Below are 23,831 nucleotides of genomic sequence, written 5' to 3' on the forward strand. Positions count from 1 at the left end.
CCGGACGGTCGGTGCCGACGTGCCGGAAGCCCGCGCCCCTGCCTGTCCGTCCGTGCGGCGTGCCCCTCCCAACCGACAAGCCAACCTGAAGGGAAGTCCGGTGGACCTTTCCACGCTCCTCGCTCACCACCTCGGCGCGCGCGGCGACGAGCCGGCCCTGGAGTCGGGTGCGCGAACCTGGTCGTACGCCGACCTGGACCGGGTCACCCGGGACCGCGCCGCGCATCTGCGCAGCCTGTACCCGCAGGCCGTACGCGTCGCGCTGGTCGGCGAGCACACCGCGGAGGCGCTCGTCTGGGCGCTGGCCGTGATGCGCGCCGGGTTGGTCTACACCCCGCTCAACCCCGGGCTCCCCCCGGAACGCATGCGCGAGGCCCTGCGCGTGGCCGGGCCCGACCTCGTGCTCTGTTGTACCTCCGAGGCCCCGCGCGAGCAGGACATCGGCCGGCCGGTGGTCGTCGCTGCCGAGCTGGCCGCCGCGGCCTCCCCGGCGGTCGGCGGCGAGAGTCCGGCTTCCTGGCCGGTGCGGGAGACGGCGTACTCGGTCTTCACCTCGGGATCGAGCGGGCTGCCCAAGCTGGTGAACGTCGGCCACCGGGGCATCGAGGCCCTCTGCCGGGCGCAGACCCGCCTGTTCGGGATCGAGCCGGGCGACCGCGTGCTCCAGTTCTCCTCCCTCGCCTTCGACGCCTCCGTCGCCGAGGTGCTCGTGACCCTGTACGCCGGCGGCACCCTCATCGTCCCCGAGTGGGACGGCGGCTCCTGGGTGAACACGGTGGGCACCTACCTGGCCGAGCACGGCTGCGACGTGATCACCGTGCCCCCGTCGGTGTACGCGCGGCTGAACGACGAGGCGCGCAAGACGATCGGCACGGTCGTCTTCGCGGGCGAGGCGCTGACCGAGGTGGAGTTCCGGACGGCGGCCCGGTTCAGCCGGGTGCTCAACGCCTACGGTCCCACCGAGGGCACCGTGTGCTTCTCCGTGGCCGAGCCGAGCCGGTTCACCACCTCCGTCGGCCGTCCCATCGACGGGTACGAGGCCCGCGTCCACGACCGGGCGGCGCACACGTACGCCGCCTCGGGGCGCGGCGAACTCGTCATCGTCGGCGAGGGAGTCGCCCTGGGCTACGAAGGCGTGGAGCAGGGGGACGGGCCGTTCACCACGGTCGACGGCAGCAGCGCCTACCACACCGGTGACGAGGTCGAACTCCGCGACGGCGAGGTCTTCTACGTCGGCCGCATCGACGACCAGGTCAAGCGCCTCGGCCACCGGATCGTCCTCACCGACCTGGAAGGCCGGTTGTCCGCGCTGCTGGGATCGCGCGTCGCGGTCCTGACGCACGACGGCTGCCTGGTCCTCGCCCACACCGCCACGGGCCGACCGGAGCCGGAGCTCAAGGCCTGGCTGCGCGAGGTGCTTCCGACGTGGGAAGTGCCCGACGTCCTCCTCACGGTCTCCGACATCCCGGTCACCCACACCGGCAAGGCCGACAAGGACGCCCTGCGCGCCCTGATCGGGCACGACGGCGTCGGGGAGCCCGTCGCCGATGAGGAGGCCGGTCAGGACGTCGTGAGCGCCCTGGTGGAGGAGGTCCTCGGCACGCCGATCGCCCCCGACATGTCCTTCTTCAACGCGGGCGGCGACTCCTTCGGGCTGGTGCAGCTCCAGGTCAAGCTCGCCCGGATCTACGGGGAGGAGGACGTCCGGAAGGCCTTCGACCTGCTCAACTACGACTTCACGGTCGAGGGGTTCGTCGCCGCCGTGAGCGAGAGCCCGCAGGCCGCGCCCTCCCCCGTGCCCTCGGTCTTCCGCGCCATCTCGACCGAGCTGGCCGTCGAACTGCCCGCCACGCTCGCGGCCCTGCGGCGGGAAGCGGTCGGTGACCCACGAGCGGTGACCGTCACCGGGGCCGGCGGATTCATCGGCGGGCACGTCCTCGACAGACTGCTCGGCACCGGCCGGCCGCTGACCGTCGTCACCACCAGCAACCCCCGGCGGATCGTCGAGCGCCACTGCGCGCGCTTCGGACGGCGGCCGGCCGACTTGGCGGACGTGCGGTTCCTGGCCTATGCCGATCTGGAGGCGCCCGCGGGCGGCGCCGACGGCTGGGGCGCCGTCGTGCACTGCGGGTTCCACGTGAACCACGTGCTGCCGCTGGAGCGCCAGGTCAACGACAGCATCGCCACGACCCGGGCCTTGGTCCGGGCAGCGGCCGCGCGCGGTGCGCACCGCTTCGTGTTCGTCTCCGCCGCCTCCGTGGGCCGGGATTTCGTGCCGCTGACCGAGGAATCCCTCGAAGCCGTCGGCGACCCGTACTCCCAGTCGAAGTTCGTGGCCGAGAGCTACGTCGAGGCTCTGGACAGCGACAGCTGCCGGGTCGACCTCGTCCGCACCGGCCTGGTGTACGGTCACGCGGACGGCGACAGGGCGTTCCTCGACGACGACGTCTTCGCGAACCTCCTGCGGATCTCCAAGCAGCAGGGCGTCATGCCGCGACTGACCGGTCTGGTGCCGGTCTGCCACGTCGCTGACGTCGCCGACTCGCTGCTGGCCGCGGCCCTCGGGCAGGCGTCGGAGCGGCGCTCCCTGCTGTTGCAGCGCACCTACGACATCGAGGAACTGCACGCGGAGCTCGGAGACGTCCGCCTGGTCGATCCGCAGGAGTGGCTCACGACCGTGACAGCGGCGGGTACCGCGGACACCCGCGTGCTGGCCGCACTCCGGCTCTGGCTCGACGAGCCGGGCTGGACCGGACCGGTGCGCGCCACGTGTCGGCCGATCATCCGAGAACTCACCAAGACCTTGGAGATCTGACGCATGAATTCCGATGTGGCCGTGACCACGACCCCCGAGCAGCGCTGGGACCCGGGTGCTCCCCTCGACACGGAGTTCGTCGCCGACGAGGTCGGCATCCGTGAAGCGCTGCGGCGGGGCGATTTCACCCGCTGGCGGCGACCCGGTGGCCATGAGCTGCGCGAGCGGCTGACGGACTGCCCCGAGCGGCTGTTCCTCTTCCGGACCGGCGACCGTTGGTACGCCGGCTGCAAGACGATCTCCGACTACGTGCTCGACCAAGGCATGCCGGGCGTCTTCTGCAGCCGCGTGTACTGGTACAACGTGGTCGGTACGGTGCTGTCCGTACGCACCTCCGATGCCGACGCCCGGATCGTGTTCGAGCCGCTGGACGAGGCCGACCGCCGTGCCGCCTTCGAGGCGATCACCCCGCTCACCGAGATCGTCCACCCCTTCGCCAAACAGCGCGATCCGGGCCGGGAGAAGACCAGTCCGCCCGACGGCTGGCTGGTGACCGAGGAGCGCGCCGCCTTCCTCGGTCTCGGCGAGGAACACATCCGGCGCTACACCCGGGAGCGGTTCAGCCAGTGGCTCGACGCCACCGAGGGCGACATCCTCGCCTACGACCCGGCCTGCTCGACGGGCCAGTTCCTTTCCGAGTTCGCCGCCGCGGACCCGGCCCGCATCCGTACGGTGGGACAGGACCTGAGCAGGCAGATGACCGAGTTCGCCGCCTCCCGCCTGGAGAAGGTGGTCTGCGGCGACGCGGCGAGTCCCGCCGTCGAGCCCGGCAGCGTCGACATCCTGTTCAGCCGGTTCCTCAACTCCGAGGTCGTCTCCACCGCCCAGGCCCGGTCCATCCTGCCGAAACTCGTCGACACGCTGCGTCCGGGCGGCGTCATGGTCCTGCTCGGCCACAGCCCCGTCCTGCTCGACACCGTGGACCTGGAGAGCGCCGGGCTGCGCGTCCTGCAGACGGTCGCGCGCCAGGACGACTTCCTCTTCCAGTACTACGTGTGCGAACACGGAGCCTGATGTGACCCTGTCCCTCAAGAAGAACGTCATCGCGGAGCCGGCCGTCGCCGGGTGGTACGCCTGGTCGTACCTGATCCCGCCGCAGACGCTGGCGAAGTACCTCAAGAACCACTACCGGAACATCGTCGAGTCCTACCTCGCCGACCCCGAGACCCACCGCACGGCACTGCGCAACGCCCGCTTCCTCGGCGGCCCGTTCGTGTACGAGCAGGATGGCTCGTACGACCGGATCCGGGAGTGGTACGACACCCTGCGTGCGCGGATCGCCCCGTTGTCCGAGCTCGCCGACGCCATCGACGAGTTGGAGCAAAACATCCTGCCGGCCCAGACCGGCGCGTCCCTCGACCAGGTGTACCGGCAGTTGCCCGGGCCGCTGGCGGGCCGGGTGGAGCTGTTCTACAACCGGGACAACCGCACGCCGGACTACCGGTTCATCGAGCCCTTCCTCTACGAATCCCCCTACTACGACCCCGGTCTCCAGCAGGTCAGGTTCTCCGAGATCCACCAGGACGCACGCCGGTTCGCCCTGACCACCCCGGTGCTCGCCCACACGCCCGACCAGGTGCTGGTCACGGTGCCGCTGGGATCGGAGCTGCTCGACACGGTCTTCCGCGGCAAGCTCACCGCGGAGGAGCTGGACCGGGTGACCGCCGGCCTCGGCCTCGACGGGGAGCGCGCCGCCGCCTTCCGGGCCTTCTTCGAGGAGGACCCGGCGCCCACGGAGGTCTCGGGACCGGCGGACCCCGGCGAGGACGTCATCGAATACGTGGGCCACGCCTGTGTGTTCGTCCGCCACCGGGGCACCACCTTCCTGGTCGACCCCGTGATCAGCTACAGCGGTTACGCGAGCGTGAGCGACGGCAGGTTCACCTTCGACGACCTGCCCGAGCGCATCGACTACGTGATGATCACGCACAACCACCAGGACCACATGCTCCTGGAGACGCTGATCAGGATTCGTCACCGGGTCGGGCGCGTCGTCATCGCCAAGTCCGCGAACTCCAGTCTCGTCGACCCCGACCTCAAGCGGATACTGACGCGGCTCGGCTTCCGGGACGTCGTCGAACTCGACGACCTGGACGTGCTCGACACCCCCGGCGGCACCATCACCGCGGTGCCGTTCCTGGGGGAACACGGTGACGTCCGGATCCGCACCAAGTGCGGCTGGCTGCTGGACCTGGACGGCACTCGGGTGCTGTTCGCCGCGGACTCCACCAACGTCTCGCCGGAGCTGTACCCGCAGGTGACGGCCGCGCTCGGCCAGGTGCACACCGTGTTCATCGGGATGGAGAGCGTGGGCGCGGCGGTCAGCTGGCTCTACGGTCCGCTCTTCCCGGAGAAGCTGGAGCGCCGGATCGACGCGGGCCGGCGCCTCAAGGGCAGCAACTTCGAGCAGGCGGCGGCGATCGTCGACGCGCTCCGTGCCGATTCCGTCTACGTGTACGCGATGGGTCAGGAGCCCTGGCTCGGCGCGGTGATGTGCGTCGAGTACGACGAGACGCACCCGGCGATGATCGACAGCGACAAGCTGGTCGCGTACGTCGAGGAGCGGGGCGGCGTCGCGAAGCGGCTGTTCCTGCACGAAACCATGGCGGTGCGGCCGTGAGCACCGGCAAGCAGCACGTCGTCCACATCGGGTTTCACGCCTCCGAGGCGCACGCCGTGGACTTCGACGCCGACCACGTGAGCGCCGTGATGCCCAGGGCGAGCGCCGCACGGCTGCCCGCCGCCCTGGCGTCGAGGTTCGCCCGCATCGCGGTCCTCGACCTGCCCGACTCGGACGACCTGGACGCGTACGACCGGGCCGTGGACCGCATGCGCGAACTCGTCGGGGAACTGGCCGCCGAGTTCGGCCCGCCCGCGGCGTTCGTCGGGCTCTATGAGCACACCACCCTGCCCGCGGCCCGGCTGCGCGAGCACTTCGGGGTGCCGGGCACGAACGCGAAGACCGCGCTCCTGTGCCGTGACAAGGTGCCGATGAAGGAGGCTCTGTCCGGCACCGGCATCCGGGTACCGAGGTTCCTCGCCGTCGGGCCGGACACCGGGCGCGCCGAACTCGCCGAGTTCGCCGCGGGAATGCCCGGCCGGGTCGTGCTCAAACCCCGGAGCCAGGGCGCGAGCATCGGCGTGCGCATCCTGGACGGTGCCGCGGAGCTCCTCGCGCTGGCCGAGGCCGGCGGTATCGAGGAGGGGTACGAGGCCGAGGAGTTCGTGGACGGCTCCATCCACCACATCGACGGCGTCGTCCGGGACGGGGAGATGCGCTGGTTCTGCGCCTCCCGCTACCTCGACACCTGCTTCGACTTCCAGCACGGCACCGCCCCCCTGGCGGCGGTGACGCCCGACCGGCCCGAACTCGTCGCCAGGATGCGCGAGTTCACGGAGACCGTGCTGCGGGCCCTCGGGCTCACGGACAGCACCTTCCATCTGGAGCTGTTCCACACGCCCGACGACGAGCTGGTCTTCCTGGAGATCGGCAACCGCTTCGGCGGGGCCGGCATCAGCTGGCACCAGCGCGAGGTCTACGGCGTCGACCTGGCCCGCGAGGCGGTCCTGGCCTGCCTGGGCCGGCCGTCCGAACTGGCCACGCCCGCCACCATGCTGGACCACCGGGAGGTGGGGGCCTCCGGTTGGCTGTACATGCCGGCCGTCAGCGGGGCCGTCCAGGTCGTTTCCGTCGGCGGACTCGACGAGCTTCCCGATTCCGTCGTGGGCGTCAGAACGCCGTCGGTGGGCGACGTCCTCGACGCCGACGGAATGATCTGGGCCACCTCCGGAGGGTTCCTGGTCAGCGGGGACTCCACGCGCGCAGTGGAGCAGGACATGACGCGGATCATCAACACGTACACACTGGAAACGAAGGCAGGGGACTAGTGGCCCGCACGAAGCTCGGCACACACATCGGAGTGGTGGTCGACGACTACCGTCTCGATCCGGCAGACCCGGGGCTCCGCGACTTCGTCACCGAACTGCTGCTGCAGCACAAGGTGGTGTTCTTCAAGAGCCAGCACCTCGACCGGCACACCTTCGTGCAGGTCGCGAAGCGGCTCGGCCGGACCGAGGTGCACCCGTTCATCTCCGAGGAAGAGCCCGTGGTGCACGGCATCTCGCCGTTCCAGCCGTACCACGAGTACCCGGAGATCACCGGCATCTACCACGACGAGAAGCACACCGGGAACCTCAACGCCTGGCACAGCGACCTCAACTGGCGCGAGGTTCCGACCTTCGGCTCGATCCTCCGCGCCGTGCAGATCCCGCCGCGCGGCGGCGACACCTGCTGGGCGAACATGGCGGCGGCGTACGCCTCGCTCAGCGACGAGGTCAAGGAGCAGCTGGACGGTCTGCGCGTCGTCCACGACTGGATGCAGATCTACTTCCCCGCCTTCGACGGAAACGACGAGGCGCTGGCCCGCATGCGGGAGAAATACCCCGCACAGTCCCACCCGCTGGTTCTCACGCACCCCTTCACCGGAGAGAAGTCCCTCTTCTCCAACAAGGTTTCGGGCGTCCGCATCGAAGGGGTCGACGAGGCGGAGAGCAAGCGGATTCTGGATATGGTGCACCTCTTGGCGTGGCGCCCGGAATTCCAGTGCCGCTTCAAGTGGGAAGAGGGCGACGTGGCGATCTGGGACAATCTGGCCAGCCAGCATTACGCCGTCTCCGACTACTGGCCGCACGCCCGCAAAATGGAACGCATCACTCTCGAAGGTGAGCCGATCAAGTGAGTACTCAAGTCATCGTCCTGAACGGCGGATCCAGCTCCGGCAAGACCGGAATCACCCGCTGCCTGAAGGCGATCCTTCCCCAGCCGTGGATCAACCTCGGTGTCGACGACCTGATCGACCGGCTGCCGCCGTCCCTGATCGAGTCCGGCTCCGGCGTCGAGTTCGGGCAGCAGGGCGAGGTCGTCCTCGGTGACGGCTTCCGCGAGATGGAGGAGGCCTGGACGAAGGGCGTCGCCGCCATGGCGCGCGCCGGGGCCCGGATCATCATCGACGACGTGTTCCTCAGTGGAGCGGCCTCCCAGGAGCGCCTGCGGGCCCATCTGGAGGGCCTCGAGGTGCTCTGGGTCGGCGTGCACTGCGACCCCGAGATCGCGGCCGGCCGCGAGATCGCCCGCGGCGACCGGGTCATCGGCATGGCCGTCTCGCAGGCGGAGATCGTGCACAAGGGCGTCGTCTACGACGTCGAGGTCGACACCAGTCACACCGAGTCCCTGGACTGTGCCCGGGCCATCGCCGCACGCGTGAGCTGAATCGCCCCTGGTGAGCACGCCCGTGTGCGCGGGCGTGCTCACCGCTGCAATGGACACGACGAGGAGACAGAGCATGGACAGTGCGGAAACTGACGGGTCAGGCGCGGCCCCGGCCGTGTCGCGCCCGCCGGGGCGGCCGGCCGCGCAGCAGACGTGGAGCAAGTTCTGGCTGCTGACTTCCGCGGCGTCGGTCTCCGAGATGGGCAACACCTTCCTCCACCTGGCGATGCCGTGGACCATCCTGGCCAGTACGGGGTCGCCCTTGATGGCCGCGCTCAGCCTCGGCGTGCAGTATCTGCCGTTCGTCGCCTCTCCCCTGCTGGGGACCCTGATCGACGGCTACGAACGCCGCATGGTCTTCATGATCTCCGAACTGGTGCAGGGCGTGCTCGTCGCGCTGACCCCGTTCCTGCTCATGATGGACCAGGTCGAGCTCGTCCTCGTGGTCCTGCTGGTCGCCGGCTGCGGCACCGTGACCTCCAACCTGACCAGCGACTTCAGCCTGCTGCCCCAGCTCGCGCCGCAGGACCGGCTCACCGAGGCCTACAGCAGGTTCGGTGCCGCGACGGAACTGGCCCGTACGGCCGGGCCCGCCGTCGCCGGCCTGGTGCTCGCCGGGGTCGGCGGGTACGGGGCGCTGTGGATCGACGCCGCGACCTTCCTGGTCACCGCGGTGGTCGCGGCCGTCCTGCCGCGCGGTGAGAAGCCGGTCGCCGAGCGGGGATTCCTGCGCATGCAGATCGAGGGCTTCCGCAGCTTCCGGAAGATCCGCGGAGTGCCGCGGCTCACCCTGGTGCTCTCGGTGTACAACCTCGGGGCCGGCGCCGTACCGACCGTCATCCTGGTCCTCGCCGCCGGCACCTGGGGCTGGTCCAGCGGCTGGGCGGGCGCGGTCCTCGCCACCGGGGCCGCCGGCAGCGCCCTCGGGTCCTGGCTGGGCGGCAGGCTCTGGCAGAACGCCCCGGCGGAGCGGCGCATCCGGCTGTGGTTCCTGGTGTGCGCCGTCGCCTCCGCCGGCCTCCTGGCCCCCTGGGAGGGCCTGGTGGTCCTCGGCTTCTGCGGCCTGATGGCCGGCGAAGGGGGCATGAACGTCACCACGAACGAGTACCGCTTCCGGGCGATACCCGACGAGGTGTCCGGCCGGGTCAACGCCGTCATGCGGGCCTTCATCCTGGGCGGCGCCGCCCTGTCCTCCGTGCTGCTCGGCTGGTCCGTGACGCTGCCGGAGCAGGTGCTGCGGTTCGCCCCGGCCCTGGTCACCTCGGTCCTGGCCGTTTCGATCTGGGCGGGTGTGCGGAGCGTCCGGGCGCCCTCGGGGACCGAGCCGGAGAAGGCGGTATAGGCCCCCGCCCCGCCCCGCCCATCGACTCAACGCACGCTGCGAGAGGAATCCGAATGCTCTACATGTTCGCCTTCGACAAGCTCGGCATCGTGGTGGGAGACCTGTACTTCGTCGATCCCGAACCGCTCAAGGGACAGGAGAGCCCCGAGCACGGGGTCCGGCTGGAGCTGAGGCTGGTCGAGCAGGGCACGCTCGTGGACTCCGTCTACGCCGCCTACCCGATCACCGTGGACCGGCCGGTGTGGCGCGCCGACTTCCTGGAGTCGGTCGACGGCAGGCCCGGGAGCTTCGACCGGACCCACCACCACCCGGTGTTCACGGGCTGGGACCCAGGCGACCGGGTCTTCGTCCGCGAGCTGTCCGCGGACCCGCTGGGCTGGCTGGGGGAACGCCTCGCCGACCTCGACGGTCTGCTGCAGACGGCGGGCTTCCCCGCCGACACGGCCGGTCCGACCGATGCCGCGGAGCTGCGCAGGGCGGCGCCCGAGATCGTGGACGCGACCCGCAGGCTCCTCGACCGGGTTCGTGCGGGCGAGCTCGGGAACCGGCCGGAGGGCGAGCCGCCCGCGCCCGTGGAGGAACAGCTCCAGGCGCTGGTCCGCTCCGGCTGGCTGTGAGCCGCGCGGGTGCTGGTCCCCCGCCCGGGACCAGCACCCGAAGGCGGTCAGTAGCCCGCTTCTCCGATCACGTTGGCCAGCGGCTCGCCGGCGGCGTAGCGCGCCAGCTGGGCCTTGGCGAGGGCCATGGCCTTCGCCGGCGGCGAGGTGTTCGACCCGGCGGTGTGCGGGGTCAGGATGAGTCCGGGGGCGGACCACAGGGGATGCCCGGTGGGCAGCGGCTCCGGTGCGGTCACGTCGAGCGCCGCGTACAGCCGGCCGGCGCACAGCTCGGCGACCAGCGCGTCGGTGTCGACGAGGCGGCCGCGGCCGGCGTTCACCAGCAGGGTGCCGTCCCGCATCCGGCTCAGGAACGCGGCGTCCACGAGGCCGGTGGTGGCCTCGGTCAGCGGGAGCAGCAGGACCACGATGTCCGCCTCGGGCAGCAACCCGGGCAGCTCGTCCACGCCGTGCACGCCCGGGCGGGGCCGCCGGGCCACGGCCGTGACCTCGGCGCCGAATCCGGTCAGGACCGGGGCCAGGGCCGAGCCGAGGGAGCCGTACCCGACGAGCAGCACGCGCTTGCCCTCAAGGGTGTCGGTGTGCGTGTAGTCCCAGCGCTGTTCGCGACGGGCCTGCTCGAAACGGGGCAGTCGCAGCAGGTGAGCCAGGACGACACCGGTGACCCATTCGGTGACGGCCCGGTCGTACGCGCCCTTGGCGTTGCACAGCACGACGCCTTCCGGCACGTACGGCCTGATCCACTCCACGCCGGCGGACTCCAACTGCACAAGCCGCAGCCGGGGCAGCTCGGCGAACCGGGACAGGAGGTCAGGGCCGATGCCGTAGGGCGGGACGATCACCTCCACGGTGTCCGCCGACGCCGGGAGTTCGGCCTCCCCGGTCCACACATCGGCCCGGAAGCCCTCCGGGAGGCCGCCCATGAGGGCCTCGGATTCCGGAGTCGGCAGCCATACGGTGATCTTTTCAGCAAAGGGGGACGAGGAACTCCGGAAGTTCTCCGGATTGTTCTGCGCACGAAGATCCATGTGACGTACATTAACGCCCGGACTATGTGTGCGGCCATGTCATGGGACAGCACGGAATCCATGAATGTCCGTGCAGATGCGGTGGTTTCGGACGGTGGGGGAACTGCGCCGGATCGGAATTCCGGGCGGTCCGGCAACCGTTGACACAGGTTCAGCGCGACAGTAAGAATCGGGACCGGTAAAAATTTGTCCGGTCGCGGTATTCGGCCCTCCGATCCTCCGGCCCAGCGGGATGAATCCGTGAACGGCGAGGCTTCTCACCGGATCCGATCGAGCCCCGCGTCCACCGCCGCGTACCGCGTTCGCCGCACGGCGTCAGGCCGCTCGGCGGCCGGCGTGCACGGCTCGTCTCCGCGTTCACAGCTCGTCTCCGTACAGACCGAAGGAACCGTCATGACCGACCTGGCCGTTCACACCCCGGACACCGACGCGCGGGAGCTGCCGGTCCTGCTGCTCGTCGGCAGCGGGTACCGCCCCTACCGCGAGTACATCCTGGCCGCGGTCTCGAAGCACTACCGGTTGTGGCTCCTGGACTCGCACGAGGCGACGTGGCAGCTGCGGTACTGCGTGGGCGCCACCCGCGTCGACACCCAGGACGCGGACGCCGTGCGCGAGGCGGCCCTGGCCGTCGTCGCATCGCTGCCGGTCGGGGGCGTCTTCACGTACGACGAGACGCAGGTCGTGTTCTGCGCGCGGCTCGCGCAGGACCTCGGCCTGCCGGGCAGCCCGCCCGAGACCATAGCCAACTGCCGTGACAAGGCGGCCACTCGTGCCGTCCTCACCGCCGCCGGCGTGCCCCAGCCCGCTTCCTTCACCGTCACCAGCGCCGCGGAAGCCCTCGCCGCGGCGGAGAAGATCGGCTACCCGGTCATCGTCAAGGCCCGTGCCATGGCCGCCAGTTTCGGCGTCGTCCGCGCGGACGGCCCCGCGGACATCGCCGCCGCCTTCGCCGCCGCCGACGGCGCCGACTTCATGAACCTGCCGCGCTACCCGGCGAACGTGCTGGTCGAGGAGTTCCTGACCGGGCCGGAGATCAGCGTCGACGCCGTCATCCACGACGGCGAGGTCACCCCGACCGTCATCGCCCACAAGCGGCTCGGCCTCGAACCGTACTTCGAGGAGACGGGACACGACGTCGACGCACGCGACCCGCTGTTCGAGGACGAGGAACTGCTCGGCCAGCTCCGTGACATCCACCGCGCCCTCGGCTTCGTCCACGGCGCCACCCACTCCGAGTTCAAGCTGACCCCCCGCGGCCCGCGCCTGGTGGAGATAAACGCCCGGCTCGGCGGGGACCTCATCCCCTACCTCGGTCTGCTGGCCACGGGCGTCGACCCCACGGTCGTGGCGGCGCACGCCGCGGCCGGCCGCAGGAGCGACCTCACTCCGCTCCACCACAAGGCCGCGGCCGTCAGGTTCCTGCTGCCCGAGGGCCACTGCCGCACCGTGGAGGTCGTCGTCCACGAGGAGCGCTTCGGGCCGACGATCCACGAGACCGGCATCACCGCCGAACCCGGGGACGAACTCGACCTGCCGCCCGCCGCGTTCCTCACCCGCTACGGCCATGTCGTCGCCGTCGGGGACGACATGCGCCAGGTTTGGCACGACCTCCAGGAGCCCGAGCGCCTGGTGGAGCTCCGGGCCGACGTGCTGCCCGAGTGAACCCGCGGCCGGCGTCCTGACCGGCCCGACCCGCAGACCCGGCGTCCTCGCCGCCCGATCCGCCGACACTGCCCGCAGCACCGTGACCGGTCCGCCCGATCCGCCACCGCACCGGCCGATCGGGCGGCGAGAACAGGACCCCCACATGACCAGTGTTTCCGAGCACCTCGACATCGCTCCGGTGCCGCGCACGGCAGCACCCGGCGGTGTCCGACTGGACGCCGCCGAGCTGCACGCCTCGGTGAGCGACCCGTGCCTGACGGCGATGACCCTGCTCAACGACATCGCCGGGCGCCACCCGGACGCCGTCTCCTTCGCCGCGGGACGCCCGTACGAGGGCTTCTACGAGGTCGCCGCGCTCAGCGACTACCTGAGCGCCTTCGAGCGGCACCTGGTGGACGATCTCGGCCTGGGCCCGGAGGACGTGCGCCGGACCTTCTTCCAGTACGGCCGCACCAAGGGGTTCATCCACCACCTGATCACGCGTCACCTCGCCTCCGACGAACGGATGACCGTCGATCCCGAGTCGGTGCTCGTGACCACCGGCTGCCAGGAAGCGATGGTGCTCGTCCTGCGGGCGCTGTGCCGCGACGAGCGCGACGTGGTCCTCGCCGCGTACCCCTCGTACGTCGGATTCCTCGGCGCGGCCCGGCTCGTCGACGTGCGGGTACGGCCGGTCGCCGAAGGCCCGGGCGGCATCGACCTCGCCGACCTGGCGGAGCAGATCCGCCGCGCCCGGGCCGACGGGCTGCGCCCGCGCGCCTGCTACGTGGTCCCCGACTTCGCCAATCCCAGCGGCGTCAGCATCGCGGAGGACGACCGCCGCCGGCTCGTCGAGCTGGCGGAACGGGAGGACATCCTGCTTCTGGAGGACAACCCGTACTCGATGTTCCACGGGGGCGAGGGCCGGCTGCCCACCCTGAAGTCCATGGACACCGGGCACCGCGTGGTCTATTTCGGGTCGTTCGCGAAGACCGCGTTCGCCGGGGCGCGGGTCGGGTACGTGATCGCCGACCAGCCGATGGCCGACGGCGCACTGTTCGCCGACGAGCTCGCGAAACTCAAGAGCATGCTCACGCTCAACACCTCCACGGTCGCCCAGGCCGTCGTGGGCGGCTTCCTGCTGAGGAACGAGTGCAGCGTGGAACGCGCCACCGTGCGGGAGGCCCAGGTCTACCGCGACAACCTGCGCGCCGTGCTCACCGGCCTCGAGAAGCACTTCGGCGAGGCCGGTCCGCTGCACGGATCCGGGGTCTCGTGGAACGCCCCGGCGGGCGGCATGTTCGTCGTCGTCACCCTGCCCTTCCGCGCGGACGACGCCCTGCTCACACGCTCCGCCGAACGTTTCGGAGTGCTCTGGACACCCATGTACCACTTCTACGCGGGGGAGGGCGGATCACACCAGATCCGGCTCTCCTTCAGCGTCCTGTCGCCCGAGCGGATCGACGTGGGGATCGGCCGGCTGGCCGAACTCGTGGCCGACCGCGCCTGACCCTCGGCGCGCACGCACCGGAACGCCGTTCACCGCTTGCCGTTCACCGCTCACCGATCGCCGCACACTGGGGGAAGACCACATGAAATGGCCAATGCGCAGATCCGTCGTGCCCGACGCCGGGAGAGCGAACCACGGAGGCGCGGCGTGACGGCCACCACGACGGGTCCCGAGACCCGGCCGCAGCCCGGACAGGACGGCAACCTCCGACGCGAGCTCGGCTACTGGAGCCTGACGGGCGTGGCCTTCGGCGGCATCATCGGCTCGGGCTGGCTCTTCGGCTCGTTCTACGGTGCCCAGGCGGCGGGCCCCGCGGCCGTGATCTCCTGGGTGATCGGCGGCGCCGCGCTGACGCTGGTCGCCCTTGTCCTCATCGAGCTGGGCGCCGGCAGGCCGGAGGCCGGAGGCATGGTGCGGTGGCCGCTCCTCGCGAACGGACCGCTCGCGGGCACCCTCATCGGCTGGACCATGCTCCTCGCGGTCGCCAGCACGATGGCCGCCCAGGCCTCCGCCATCGTGCAGTACGCGAACCGCTACCTGCCGGGCATGTACGAGGGCGATGCGCTGACTCTGCGGGGCCGGTCCGCCGGTGCGGCACTGCTGCTGCTTCTCGTCGTCCTGAACTGGTTCGGGGTCAGGCTCTTCGCCCGGCTGAACCTGCTCGTCACCACCGTCAAGATACTTGTCCCGCTGCTCACGATCGTGGCGCTGCTGGTCTCGAGTTTCCACCCGGGCAATGTCTCCGCGGGCGGCGGGTTCGCCCCCTACGGATGGGCGGCCTCGCTGACCGCGATCGCGAGCGCGGGCATCGTCTACGCCATCGACGGCTTCGCCTCCCCGATCGAGCTGTCCGCCGAGGCGAAGAACCCGCGGCGGGACATACCCCGGGCGATCCTCACCGCCATCGGACTCTCGGTCCTCCTGCACGTCGTGCTCCAGCTGACGTTCATCTTCGCCGTCCCGACCGAGAGCCTCGGCGGGGGCTGGCGCGGGCTGAACTTCGCCTCGCCCTTCGGCGAGCTCGCGCTGCTGCTCAACCTCAGCTGGCTGGCCGCGGTCGTCTACGCCGACGCCGTGTTCTCGCCCGGCGGCTCGACGTACGTGACAGTGGCCGCCGGCAGTCGGGAGACCTACGCAGTGGCCAAGAACGAGGCGTTGCCGCGGCGGTTCTCCGTGGTGTCGGAGCGGGCCGGCGTCCCGCGGAACGCCATGGCTCTCAACTTTGTCCTGAGCGTCGTCATCCTGCTGCCGTCCAGCGGGTGGCGGGACCTCATCTCCGTGGTCGGCGCCCTGGCCCTGCTGACCTACGCGCTGTGCTCCGTGGCGGCGGGCGCCTTCCGGGAGGCCGCCCCCGAGCGGCTGGCGGGCTGGGTCCCCGGCCTCGGCTGGATCGCGCCGGCAGGCTTCGTGGTCGCCTCGGAGCTCGTGCACTGGTCCGCCTGGGAGAACCTCCGGATCGCGCTGCCCGAGCTGCTGGCCGCCGTGCTCCTGTTCGTCGTCCTGCGCCGCCGCGACCTCGACCTCCGCGCCGAGCTGCGGACCGGCGCCTGGCTCCTCGGCTACTTCGTGTGGCTGCTGGTCCTGTCGGGCCTCGGCAGCTTCGGCGGCGCGAACCTGATCCCGGCGCCCTGGGACACGGTGGCGGTGGCCCTGTGCGCCCTGGCCACCTACCGCTGGGGCGTCCGCTCGGGCACGGCGTACCTGCGCCGCTGACGGTGCACCGGCCGGTTCGGCCGCCGTCCCCGTACTGGGCGTCCGGTGGCGAGGATTGTCCGGAAGGATCAGTCGCTCACGAATTCAAGGCTGGAGAAATCGGCGTGAAAAACGTGCCCATTACGGTTCACGCGCGATGCCGCCGCACCGACACAGCCGGCGCGCCTGTAAAGCAGAACAACCTCGTCGGTTTCGTTGTGGACGTACCCGCTGCCTTTGATGTTGAAGCACCGCTCGGATGTGGGATTCTCCAGCGTTCTCCGCTCTCCGGGTTTGAGATAGATGAAGATTCCGAAGGCAGGGCCGATCCCATTGAATCGCACACTTCGAAATGTTTCGTGTGGCCGTCGACCTCGGGGCGGAACATACGAGGGCACCCCCGAACAATTGGGAGTGCCGTAGAGCTCGGCCTGCACGTCGGTCTGGTTCTCCACCGGACCGCTTCCCTCCGTGTACGGGTAGCAGCGAATATCGGGGTCCTTGATGTGCCCCTCCGCCGGAGGCAAGGTGTAGGTGAATTTCCCCTCCGCCGCAACCGCGTCAACAGGCGGAACGGCCAACGCGAATACCGCCAGGGCGCTGATGGTGAGAACAAGCCGGTACACGACACACCTCTCGTTGATCAAGGCCAGGTCGGTCGCGGCGACGACCGAGCGGCAGGCCCCGCGAGTGGGGCCTGCCCGCGCCGCGGTCAGTCGGCGAAGAGGACGCTGCCGAAGTCCAGGTTGACCCCGTTCTCGCCGGGCTTGATGTGCTCCGGGTGGCCCAGGCAGCCGGCATGCGGGTACAGCAGGACGACATCGTCGGTACCGTTGAAGGCCCGCCCCGCGCCCTCGATGGTGAGGCACTTGTCGGACAGCGGGTTGTCGAGTGTGATCTGCCTGCCGGCGGCATTGTGGTAGATGAACACCCCGTTCGCGGCATAGGACGGGGCGACGCTCCCGAAGGTGATGGCGGCCGCGGTGACGACCGTGGACAGAGCGAACATGATCCGCTTCATATACCACTCCTGGATTTCGCGGGTGAACCGCACGGGACTGCGCGCACGGATGCATGAGAGATCGACTCCGGAACGAGACGTACGAGCATTCCAGGATGTCGGATCATTCAGCTCACCGCACGCTGCGGCGGATTGCGAAACAAGCATGGCACCCCCGCACCCGGAATGAGCGTTTCTGCAGATCGAAGCACCGGAGCACCGGAGGCATTCCCGCGCACAACACACCACACGGAATGCTCCGGCACACGACCGATCCGACCTTCGAAGCCGGGGACCTACGGCAATACATGCACTGATACAGCAAAACAGATATCGATCATGGGATAATCGGAATCCCAATCGGGTAGGCCCGTCCCGACCGAGCGGCCCTCCAGGATCGCCACCGCCCTGCGCCGTTCGTGCACCGCTGGGGCGTCCGGCCGGGTGTGCGGTCAGCCGCCCTGGCCGGCGCTGCCCACCGGGCCGACCGTCACCTGGGAGGTGGTCTCGTCCGTGACGGGCAGCGTGGCGGCGCCGGGCCACTTCAGGGTGACCGTCTTGGTCTCGTTCGGCGGGGTCACCAGCAGCCCGGTGATGCGGACGCCGGAGCCGCCCGTGTCGTTGGACGGGTAGTGGATGCCGAAGGCGATCGACTGCCCGTTCTTGAGGACCGACGAGGTGGCCTTCTCACCCGTGCGCTTCGCGGACAGCGAGCCTTCCCGAAGCTGCAGATCGACGCCCGCGTACCCCGAGATCGTGCAGTCCCGGCCACCGTTGTTCTTCATCGTCACGGCGACGGTGCGGTCGGGGTCGCCGTCGATGGTGTTGTCCGCCGCCGTGATCTCCAGCTCGTCGGTACGGCACCAGGCGGCCTTGCCGGTCCCGCCTGCCGCGGCGGATCCGCTGCCCGCGGCCGTGCCCTGCGTGGAGGAGCCCTTACCAGCTGAGCCGTTCCCGGCCGAGCCCGCGCCGTCGGAGCCCTGCGCGCCGTCGCCCTGTCCGGAGCCGCTGCCCGCGCCCGTACCGTCCTGGGAAGAGGCGGTGGCCGCGGCCGACGGGTCGCTCTGCCCCGTCGTGCCGCCACCGTCGTTCTGACAGGCGGCGAGCGAGAGGCTCGCGGCGACGGCCAGAGCGGCGAAGGTGAGCTTGTGAACGCGCATCGTTTTTCCTCGGATCGGTTGCGGTCATCGGCCGCTCGGTACCGTCCCGCACACCTCCTCGTGAGTCGGCGGGAGTCGGTACCGGCGAGCGTTTCTGATCAACAGGACCCCTCGGTCACGGCGAGCCGTTCCCTCGAACGCCCGCTGGATACACGCCTGTTACGCACGCCGTGGCACAACGCATGCCACCGCTGGCCGCGCCGCCCCTTGCCACCTGTCGGAGGCCGGCGCCGGTTGGGACAGACCTGTGACCCGGTGGATCTTGACCAGTGTCCCGGGCACGGCGACAACGTCCAGCACAGCTGACCGGCAGAGGTTACGTACGCAGGGCGGGACCGGGTGCGCCCCGGCAGCAGCCATGGATCGCATGACCGTCACGGGAGCAAGCCGGCCGCGATCCCTGGCCGCCGCCTCCGCGCCGCAATGATCTGATCCGATCGGGGCACCCGCCGGGGCGGGCACAGCCGGACCGGAGCGGCAGCACCCGGGCCATGGACGAGCCGGGCTCGTTGGTGTACACGCGACGAGCAGATGACCCGGACCTGGGCCGCCGAATCCGGCCCTCGCGGTGTCCGGGGCAATGCCGTCGCTCCCGGCGTCACCCCGACTCCCGGCACCGAGAGCGCCCGCCCGTCATCGAACGCATGGCCGCGACGACTCCGGCCGGAGCCCCGGTCGCTCCCGAGGACATCGCCCACGCCGTCGCCTTCCTCGCCTCCGACGAGGCCCGCATGAGCCACCCATGCCGGTTCACCTGGTTCGTCCCGTTTCGCACAAGCGGTTGTCACGGATCATCAACTCGCCTGTCACAGCGGCATCTTGATCCGGCCCGCGGCGCAACGGCCCGCCCGGAAGCAGACATCCCCAGAGACGACAGCGGCTCGTCGGTTCGAGCGGGCCGGACAAGACCACTTCGCAGGAGTGCACATGCGCGTCAAGAAGATCTCCGCCCTCGCCGTGATCGTCGCCGCGGCCGGCCTCTCGCTGACCGCGTGCGGCGGCAGCGACGGTTCGAGCACGGCCGCGCAGAGCAGCACACCGGCTTCCGCCAGCAGCTCCACGGGCGGCCAGGGCGCGGCAGGCGCTTCCTCCGGCACCTCCGGCGACACCACCGGCGGCACCTCCAGCGACACCACCGGTAGCACCGGCACCAGCGGCAACACCGGAACCAGCACCAGCGGCGGCGCAGGGAAGAAGGCCGCCGCCCGGACCGGGACCACGGCGTCGGGCGCCCTGTGCAAGACCGACCACCTCGGCTTCAGCGCCGCGTCCGCCGGAGTCAAGAACGAGATCGTCGTCAACCTGAAGAACACCGGCTCCACCACCTGCAGCATGCACGGCTTCCCCGGCGTCCAGCTCCTCGGCGCCGACGGCCTGGGCGACAAGGGCCCCGACGCCGCCCGCACCGACACCACCGCGCCCGCCGTCACCATCGCCCCCGGCGAGGAGACCCGCTTCCTCCTCCACTACATCCCCGACACCAGCGGCTCCGGCAAGACCTACACCAGGCTCGCCGTCACCCCGCCCAACGAGACCGTCTTCGACGTCATGGACCTCGACGGCCTCAGCATCACCGTCCCCGCCACCACCGGCAACGCCCCCGACGTCTACGTCGACCCCGTCGGCTACCACACCGGCACCGGCAAGTGACCGCGTCAACAGGTCCGGCCCGTGAAGCCCCGGCAAGGGGCTCCGGAGGTCCCACTCCCCCGTGTCAGGGACGGCCGTAGTGGACGGGCAGGCCGCCGGCGGCCTCGCCCCCGTCTTCGCCATGTCAGTTCCGTGTCAGGGGCCCGTGCCACTCTCTTTCACGTGAACGACCCCGGAAACGAAAGGGGGTCGGGAGCGAGGAGAGGTGCCCGGAGTGGTTGATCGGGGACCAGCGAGCACGCCTCGAGGTCGGACCCCGTCAGGGGTCCACGCAGGTTCGAATCCTGCCCTCTCCGCGTCACACGGCACGCCGCTCACCGGGAAACATCCGGTGAGCGGCGTGCCGATGCCGTGCGACATCGCCCCCGTGGACGACGACGTCCAGACCGCCTCACCGAGCACTCCCGGCCGAGGGCTGATGGCGTCTGCGTGCTCGGGCCGGCGCCGCGGTCGTCCTGGCCGATCTCGGCCAGGGGTACGCCCCCAGGGGCGTCCGCCTCGACGCCGTGTGCCCCGGTGTCATCGAGACCCCGATGGTCGCTGACATGCTCGATGGACAGGCCGAGGCCATGGCCGAGATCATGAAGCAGCAGCCCATCGGCCGCCCGGGCACCGCCGACGAGATCGCCGACGCCGTCCTGTGGATGTGCCGCCCGGCCGCCGCCTTCGTCGTCGCCGTCGCCCTGCCCGTGGACGGCGGATTCACCGCCCACTGAGCCCTGGTCCCCTTGAGCACCCCCTGCCAGAACCTTCAGGCCCCAGCACTCGAAATCCGCGACTCCTCCGGCTTTCGACGTACGATCCCTGATCGACCAGGTCAGGCGGTGTCACCTGATGGGGTCCAGTTCACCCGGAGTGGCCGATACCTCACGGCTCCCACGGGAGGGCTCGCTAACCTCCGGACCCGGAGACGATCAACCGGAACTGGAGATTCTCATGTCCAAGATCGCCCTGTTCGGCGCCAACGGCACCATCGGATCCCGCGTCCTTGACGAGGCCCTTCGCCGCGGTCATCAGGTCACAGCCGTCGTACGTGACCCGGCGAAGCTCACCAAGAGCGACCCGAACCTGACCGTGGTCACGGGTGACGTGCTGGACCCCGCATCGGTCGCCGAGGTGGCCAAGGGGAAGGACGTCGTGGTCAGCGCGGTCGGCGGAGGCGACGGGCCGGGCCACATCGCCACCATCAGGCCCGCCGCCGAGTCACTGGTCGCCGGCGTGCGCACGCTCGGGGGCGACGCACCCCGGCTCATCTCGGTGGGCGGCGCCGGTTCCCTGCGCCGGCCGGACGGCACGCAGGTCTGGGACGCCGATGGCCTGCCGGAGTTCCTGCTCCAGATCATGCACGCCCACGGCGACGCCCTCGACTTCTACCGCACCGTCAGCGACGTGAGGTGGACCAACATCAGCCCCGCGGCCACGATCGAGCCGGGCGAGCGCACAGGCGCGTACCGCACCGCCACAGACGACCTGATCGTCGCCGAAGACGGCAGCAGCCGCATCTCCGCCGAGGACTACGCGGTCGCCCTCCTCGACGAGATCGAACAGCCACGGCACATCGGCGAGCGTTTCACCGTCGGCTACTGACCACGGGTCCCGATTCGGCGTCGCTCGAATCTCCGCCGGCCCAGGATGCTCGGAGTGGTCGGTCGCGTCGGTCGGCTGCCCGGCGGTGGCCGGTCGGTGCGGCGCGGCCGCGATCGCCCGCCGTATGTCAGTCCCGTGTCAGGGGCCCGTGCCACTCTCTTTCACGTGAACGACCCCGGAAACGAAAGGGGGTCGGGAGCGAGGAGAGGTGCCCGGAGTGGTTGATCGGGGACCAGCGAGCACGCCTCGAGGTCGGACCCCGTCAGGGGTCCACGCAGGTTCGAATCCTGCCCTCTCCGCGTCACGCGGCGCGTCGCTCACCGTAAAACTCTCGGTGAGCGGCGCGCTGATGCCGTGCGGCGACGGCGGTGTCCGGCACGAACTGATCGGCTGGAGCTCGCGTCGCGCCTGAGCCTGCGGCGGGCTTCGGTACTGGCCCGCTGCGTTGATGGGTTTCCGCTGGGCGGCACCGGCCGCCGTCGGGGCGCTTCTTCGACGCCCTCGCCGCCTTCGTCCGCCCCTGCGGAGGGATTCGGCCCGACCCCGGAGGGCAGCGTGGCCGGATGGGTCCCCGGCGAACCTGCCCGCCGCTGCCCGGGCCAGGTGGGGAGAGCCCTATCGGAAGGCGGACGGTGGCGTGAACAGCGCCTGGACGGTTTCGGTGGCCAGGTCGCGGAGCCAGATGTGGGCGCGGTCGTCGTCGTAGCGCTGGTGCCACAGCAGGTACAGCGGGATGTCGGGCGACTGGAAGGGCAACGGCAGTGTGATCAGGCCGAGTTGGTCCCGGGCGGCGCGGGTGACCGCGTCGGGGAGGGTGACCACCAGGTCGGTGTCGAGGGCGAGTTGCAGCGCGAAGGCGGTGGTGGGCCCGGCGGCGACGACACGGCGTTCGTGGCCGTGTGTGGTCAGGGCGTCGTCGATGGGGTCGTGCAGGCGTCCGCGCCGCGAGACGGTGAGGTGTTCGGCGGCGGCGTAGCGCTCGATGCTCAGTGGGCCTTCGGTCAGCGGATGTCCGGGACGGACGGCGACGACGAGCCGGTCGCGGCCGACGAGGCGGTGGCGGATGTCGGGGAGCGTGGGCCGGCTGGAGCTGGATTCGAGGTCGACCTCACCGCGGCGTAGCTCGGGGGTGTCCGTGCCGGGTTCGGCGGGCAGGCGCAGTCGGACGCCGGGGGCCCGGCGGTGGACGGCGGCGATCAGGGCCGTGCCGCACGCGGCGGTCAGGGCGTCGTGCCAGCGCACGGTGAACACCCGCTCCAGGGTCTCCAGGTCGAGCTCCTGCTGCACGGACAGAAGGCGGTGCGCCTGCTGCACGAGGGCGTGGACCTCGGCGCGCATGGCCAGGGCACGGGTGGTGGGGACCATGGTGCGGCCGGCGCGGACCAGGATCTGATCACCGGTGGCCTTGCGGATGCGGCCGAGGGAGCGGCTCATCGCCGGCGCTGTGACGTGCAGGCGGGCCGCGGCACCGGCGACGCTTCCCTCCTCCAACAAGGCGTCCAGCGCAGTGAGCAGGTTCAAATCCAGTTGCATGAGAGTAACTCTACGAGTGAAAAGCATGCACTTGTTGTTAATCACCGGGCGGCCTACCGTCGAGCACATCCCCCGCATCGAGCACATCCGAGGAGCCCGCCATGAGCACAGCCATGCCTTTCGACGCCGGCACGTCGCTGATGTCCGACACGACCGCTGCCGTGAGGACGGCCGGCCTCACACTGCGCGAGCGCTACCTCCCACAGGCACGAGGCGTCAGCCTGAGCGAGGTCGTCGAAGAGATCCACGCCAATGACGACGCGGTGCTGGACGTGCTGCGTGAACCGCTGCTGCGGGCCCGGCCGGGATCGCGGTGGGCCGACGACGAGCTGGCCGGCGGCGCGCTTCCGCCCGGGGAGTGGTGGGTCGTCGACCCCGCCGAGGGGAACATCAACCATGTCCACGGGATGGCGGACTGGGCCGTCACCGCCACCCTGGTCCGCGACAACCAGCCCGTCCTCACCGTCGTCCACCTACCGCTGACCGGCGACACCTACACCGCCGTCGCGGGCGGCGGTGCCCGCCTCGACGGCCTGCCCCTGAAGGTGTCCGCCAAGTCAGACCTGAGCGCCGCGCTCACCGGCACCGGCCAGGCCAGGCCCGGCGAGGACCACCGTGTCTTCCGGCGGATCGGCGAGTCGGTGACCGCGATGCTCGCAGGCGGCCTCGTCGTGCGCGTCAGCGTTCCCGCCACATTGCAGCTCATCCACGTCGCCGCCGGACGCATGGACGCGTTCTGGCAGTTCTCCGACGTCCGCTCCGGGCTGGTCGCCGGTGCCCTGCTGGTCGCCGAGGCCGGAGGCACCGTCACCGACCTGGCGGGCAAGCCGTGGCACACGGGCAGCCGCGACTTCCTGGCCGCCGCCCCCGGCATCCACCCGGCCGCGCTCACGGTCCTGTCGTCGATCGCCTGACCGCGAAGCGTCCTGCATTCCCCTTCACCCGACCCCGACTCCGACTCCGATCTCGACCCCGCAAGGGAGC

21 protein-coding genes and 2 pseudogenes are annotated in these 23,831 nt (G+C 70.5%); 18 read left to right on the forward strand and 5 right to left on the reverse strand.

What is annotated here, in order from left to right; genetic code table 11:
• Positions 1 to 100 precede the first annotated feature (100 nt).
• From FRZ03_RS28575 to FRZ03_RS28605, 8 genes are all read left to right on the forward strand, one after another.
• Positions 101 to 2,815, forward strand: coding sequence for an AMP-binding protein (locus FRZ03_RS28575; RefSeq protein ID WP_186785664.1), 2,715 nt, complete (start codon positions 101 to 103; stop codon positions 2,813 to 2,815).
• Between the two features lie 21 nt (positions 2,816 to 2,836).
• Complete coding sequence (locus tag FRZ03_RS28580) at positions 2,837 to 3,829, forward strand: class I SAM-dependent methyltransferase (protein ID WP_186785665.1); 993 nt, start codon at positions 2,837 to 2,839, stop codon at positions 3,827 to 3,829.
• A 1-nt stretch (position 3,830) separates the two neighbouring features.
• Positions 3,831 to 5,435 (forward strand): MBL fold metallo-hydrolase, encoded by a 1,605-nt coding sequence (locus tag FRZ03_RS28585; protein ID WP_146467998.1) that lies wholly within the window; start codon positions 3,831 to 3,833, stop codon positions 5,433 to 5,435.
• Positions 5,432 to 6,703: an ATP-grasp domain-containing protein gene (locus FRZ03_RS39435; protein ID WP_186785666.1), complete on the forward strand. Its 1,272-nt coding sequence runs from the start codon at positions 5,432 to 5,434 to the stop codon at positions 6,701 to 6,703. The genes FRZ03_RS28585 and FRZ03_RS39435 overlap by 4 nt, the downstream gene beginning before the upstream one ends.
• Complete coding sequence (locus tag FRZ03_RS39440) at positions 6,703 to 7,554, forward strand: TauD/TfdA dioxygenase family protein (protein WP_186785667.1); 852 nt, start codon at positions 6,703 to 6,705, stop codon at positions 7,552 to 7,554. The genes FRZ03_RS39435 and FRZ03_RS39440 overlap by 1 nt, the downstream gene beginning before the upstream one ends.
• Positions 7,551 to 8,084, forward strand: coding sequence for a chloramphenicol phosphotransferase CPT (gene cpt / locus FRZ03_RS28595; protein ID WP_146468000.1), 534 nt, complete (start codon positions 7,551 to 7,553; stop codon positions 8,082 to 8,084). Before FRZ03_RS39440 ends, cpt begins: the two co-directional genes overlap by 4 nt.
• A 73-nt stretch (positions 8,085 to 8,157) precedes the next feature.
• Positions 8,158 to 9,426, forward strand: coding sequence for an MFS transporter (locus FRZ03_RS28600; RefSeq protein WP_186785668.1), 1,269 nt, complete (start codon positions 8,158 to 8,160; stop codon positions 9,424 to 9,426).
• A gap of 53 nt (positions 9,427 to 9,479) precedes the next feature.
• Positions 9,480 to 10,043: a hypothetical protein gene (locus FRZ03_RS28605; RefSeq protein ID WP_222443422.1), complete on the forward strand. Its 564-nt coding sequence runs from the start codon at positions 9,480 to 9,482 to the stop codon at positions 10,041 to 10,043.
• A 47-nt stretch (positions 10,044 to 10,090) separates the two neighbouring features.
• Here FRZ03_RS28605 and FRZ03_RS28610 read toward each other — a convergent pair whose 3' ends face one another.
• Positions 10,091 to 11,071 carry a 2-hydroxyacid dehydrogenase gene (locus FRZ03_RS28610; protein WP_146468002.1) on the reverse strand — a complete coding sequence of 327 codons (981 nt, stop codon included), beginning with the start codon at positions 11,069 to 11,071 and terminating at the stop codon, positions 10,091 to 10,093.
• A 393-nt stretch (positions 11,072 to 11,464) separates the two neighbouring features.
• Here FRZ03_RS28610 and FRZ03_RS28615 point away from each other — a divergent pair, with 393 nt between their 5' ends.
• The 3 genes from FRZ03_RS28615 to FRZ03_RS28625 all read left to right on the forward strand — a co-directional run bounded on the left by FRZ03_RS28615 (position 11,465) and on the right by FRZ03_RS28625 (position 15,938).
• Complete coding sequence (locus tag FRZ03_RS28615; RefSeq protein ID WP_146468003.1) at positions 11,465 to 12,733, forward strand: ATP-grasp domain-containing protein; 1,269 nt, start codon at positions 11,465 to 11,467, stop codon at positions 12,731 to 12,733.
• Between the two features lie 145 nt (positions 12,734 to 12,878).
• A complete protein-coding gene (locus FRZ03_RS28620) occupies positions 12,879 to 14,225 on the forward strand; it encodes an aminotransferase-like domain-containing protein (RefSeq protein WP_146468004.1) in 1,347 nt (448 codons plus the stop codon).
• Between the two features lie 147 nt (positions 14,226 to 14,372).
• The gene (locus FRZ03_RS28625) at positions 14,373 to 15,938 is read left to right on the forward strand and encodes an APC family permease (protein WP_261399385.1); all 1,566 of its coding nucleotides are present in this window, start codon (positions 14,373 to 14,375) and stop codon (positions 15,936 to 15,938) included.
• Positions 15,939 to 16,006: 68 nt separating this feature from the next.
• Here FRZ03_RS28625 and FRZ03_RS28630 read toward each other — a convergent pair whose 3' ends face one another.
• The 3 genes from FRZ03_RS28630 to FRZ03_RS28640 form a co-directional block, all read right to left on the reverse strand.
• Positions 16,007 to 16,543, reverse strand: a complete 537-nt coding sequence (locus FRZ03_RS28630; RefSeq protein ID WP_146468006.1) for a hypothetical protein — start codon at positions 16,541 to 16,543, stop codon at positions 16,007 to 16,009.
• Between the two features lie 86 nt (positions 16,544 to 16,629).
• Positions 16,630 to 16,938, reverse strand: a complete 309-nt coding sequence (locus FRZ03_RS28635; protein WP_146468007.1) for a hypothetical protein — start codon at positions 16,936 to 16,938, stop codon at positions 16,630 to 16,632.
• A gap of 431 nt (positions 16,939 to 17,369) precedes the next feature.
• A complete protein-coding gene (locus FRZ03_RS28640; protein ID WP_146468008.1) occupies positions 17,370 to 18,077 on the reverse strand; it encodes a DUF4232 domain-containing protein in 708 nt (235 codons plus the stop codon).
• 531 nt (positions 18,078 to 18,608) lie between these two features.
• On the opposite strand from FRZ03_RS28640, the gene FRZ03_RS41315 reads away from it, so the two are divergent.
• From FRZ03_RS41315 to FRZ03_RS39450, 6 genes and pseudogenes are all read left to right on the forward strand, one after another.
• Entirely contained in the window at positions 18,609 to 18,812 is a 204-nt protein-coding gene (locus tag FRZ03_RS41315; RefSeq protein WP_398661261.1) for a hypothetical protein, read from the forward strand.
• 192 nt (positions 18,813 to 19,004) lie between these two features.
• The gene (locus FRZ03_RS28650; RefSeq protein ID WP_146468009.1) at positions 19,005 to 19,727 is read left to right on the forward strand and encodes a DUF4232 domain-containing protein; all 723 of its coding nucleotides are present in this window, start codon (positions 19,005 to 19,007) and stop codon (positions 19,725 to 19,727) included.
• Between the two features lie 199 nt (positions 19,728 to 19,926).
• Positions 19,927 to 20,023 (forward strand): annotated as a pseudogene (locus FRZ03_RS39445).
• A gap of 159 nt (positions 20,024 to 20,182) precedes the next feature.
• Entirely contained in the window at positions 20,183 to 20,443 is a 261-nt protein-coding gene (locus FRZ03_RS28655; protein WP_261399386.1) for an SDR family oxidoreductase, read from the forward strand.
• 220 nt (positions 20,444 to 20,663) lie between these two features.
• Entirely contained in the window at positions 20,664 to 21,314 is a 651-nt protein-coding gene (locus tag FRZ03_RS28660) for an NAD(P)-dependent oxidoreductase (protein ID WP_146468011.1), read from the forward strand.
• A gap of 202 nt (positions 21,315 to 21,516) precedes the next feature.
• Positions 21,517 to 21,613 (forward strand): annotated as a pseudogene (locus tag FRZ03_RS39450).
• Positions 21,614 to 21,929: 316 nt separating this feature from the next.
• On the opposite strand, the gene FRZ03_RS28665 reads toward FRZ03_RS39450, so the two are convergent.
• Positions 21,930 to 22,847 (reverse strand): LysR family transcriptional regulator, encoded by a 918-nt coding sequence (locus tag FRZ03_RS28665; RefSeq protein ID WP_146468012.1) that lies wholly within the window; start codon positions 22,845 to 22,847, stop codon positions 21,930 to 21,932.
• Positions 22,848 to 22,948: 101 nt separating this feature from the next.
• Here FRZ03_RS28665 and FRZ03_RS28670 point away from each other — a divergent pair, with 101 nt between their 5' ends.
• The gene (locus tag FRZ03_RS28670) at positions 22,949 to 23,761 is read left to right on the forward strand and encodes an inositol monophosphatase family protein (RefSeq protein WP_146468013.1); all 813 of its coding nucleotides are present in this window, start codon (positions 22,949 to 22,951) and stop codon (positions 23,759 to 23,761) included.
• Positions 23,762 to 23,831 lie beyond the last annotated feature (70 nt).

This window comes from Streptomyces misionensis, from assembly GCF_007896895.1.
Classification (GTDB): Bacteria; Actinomycetota; Actinomycetes; order Streptomycetales; family Streptomycetaceae; genus Streptomyces; species Streptomyces misionensis_A.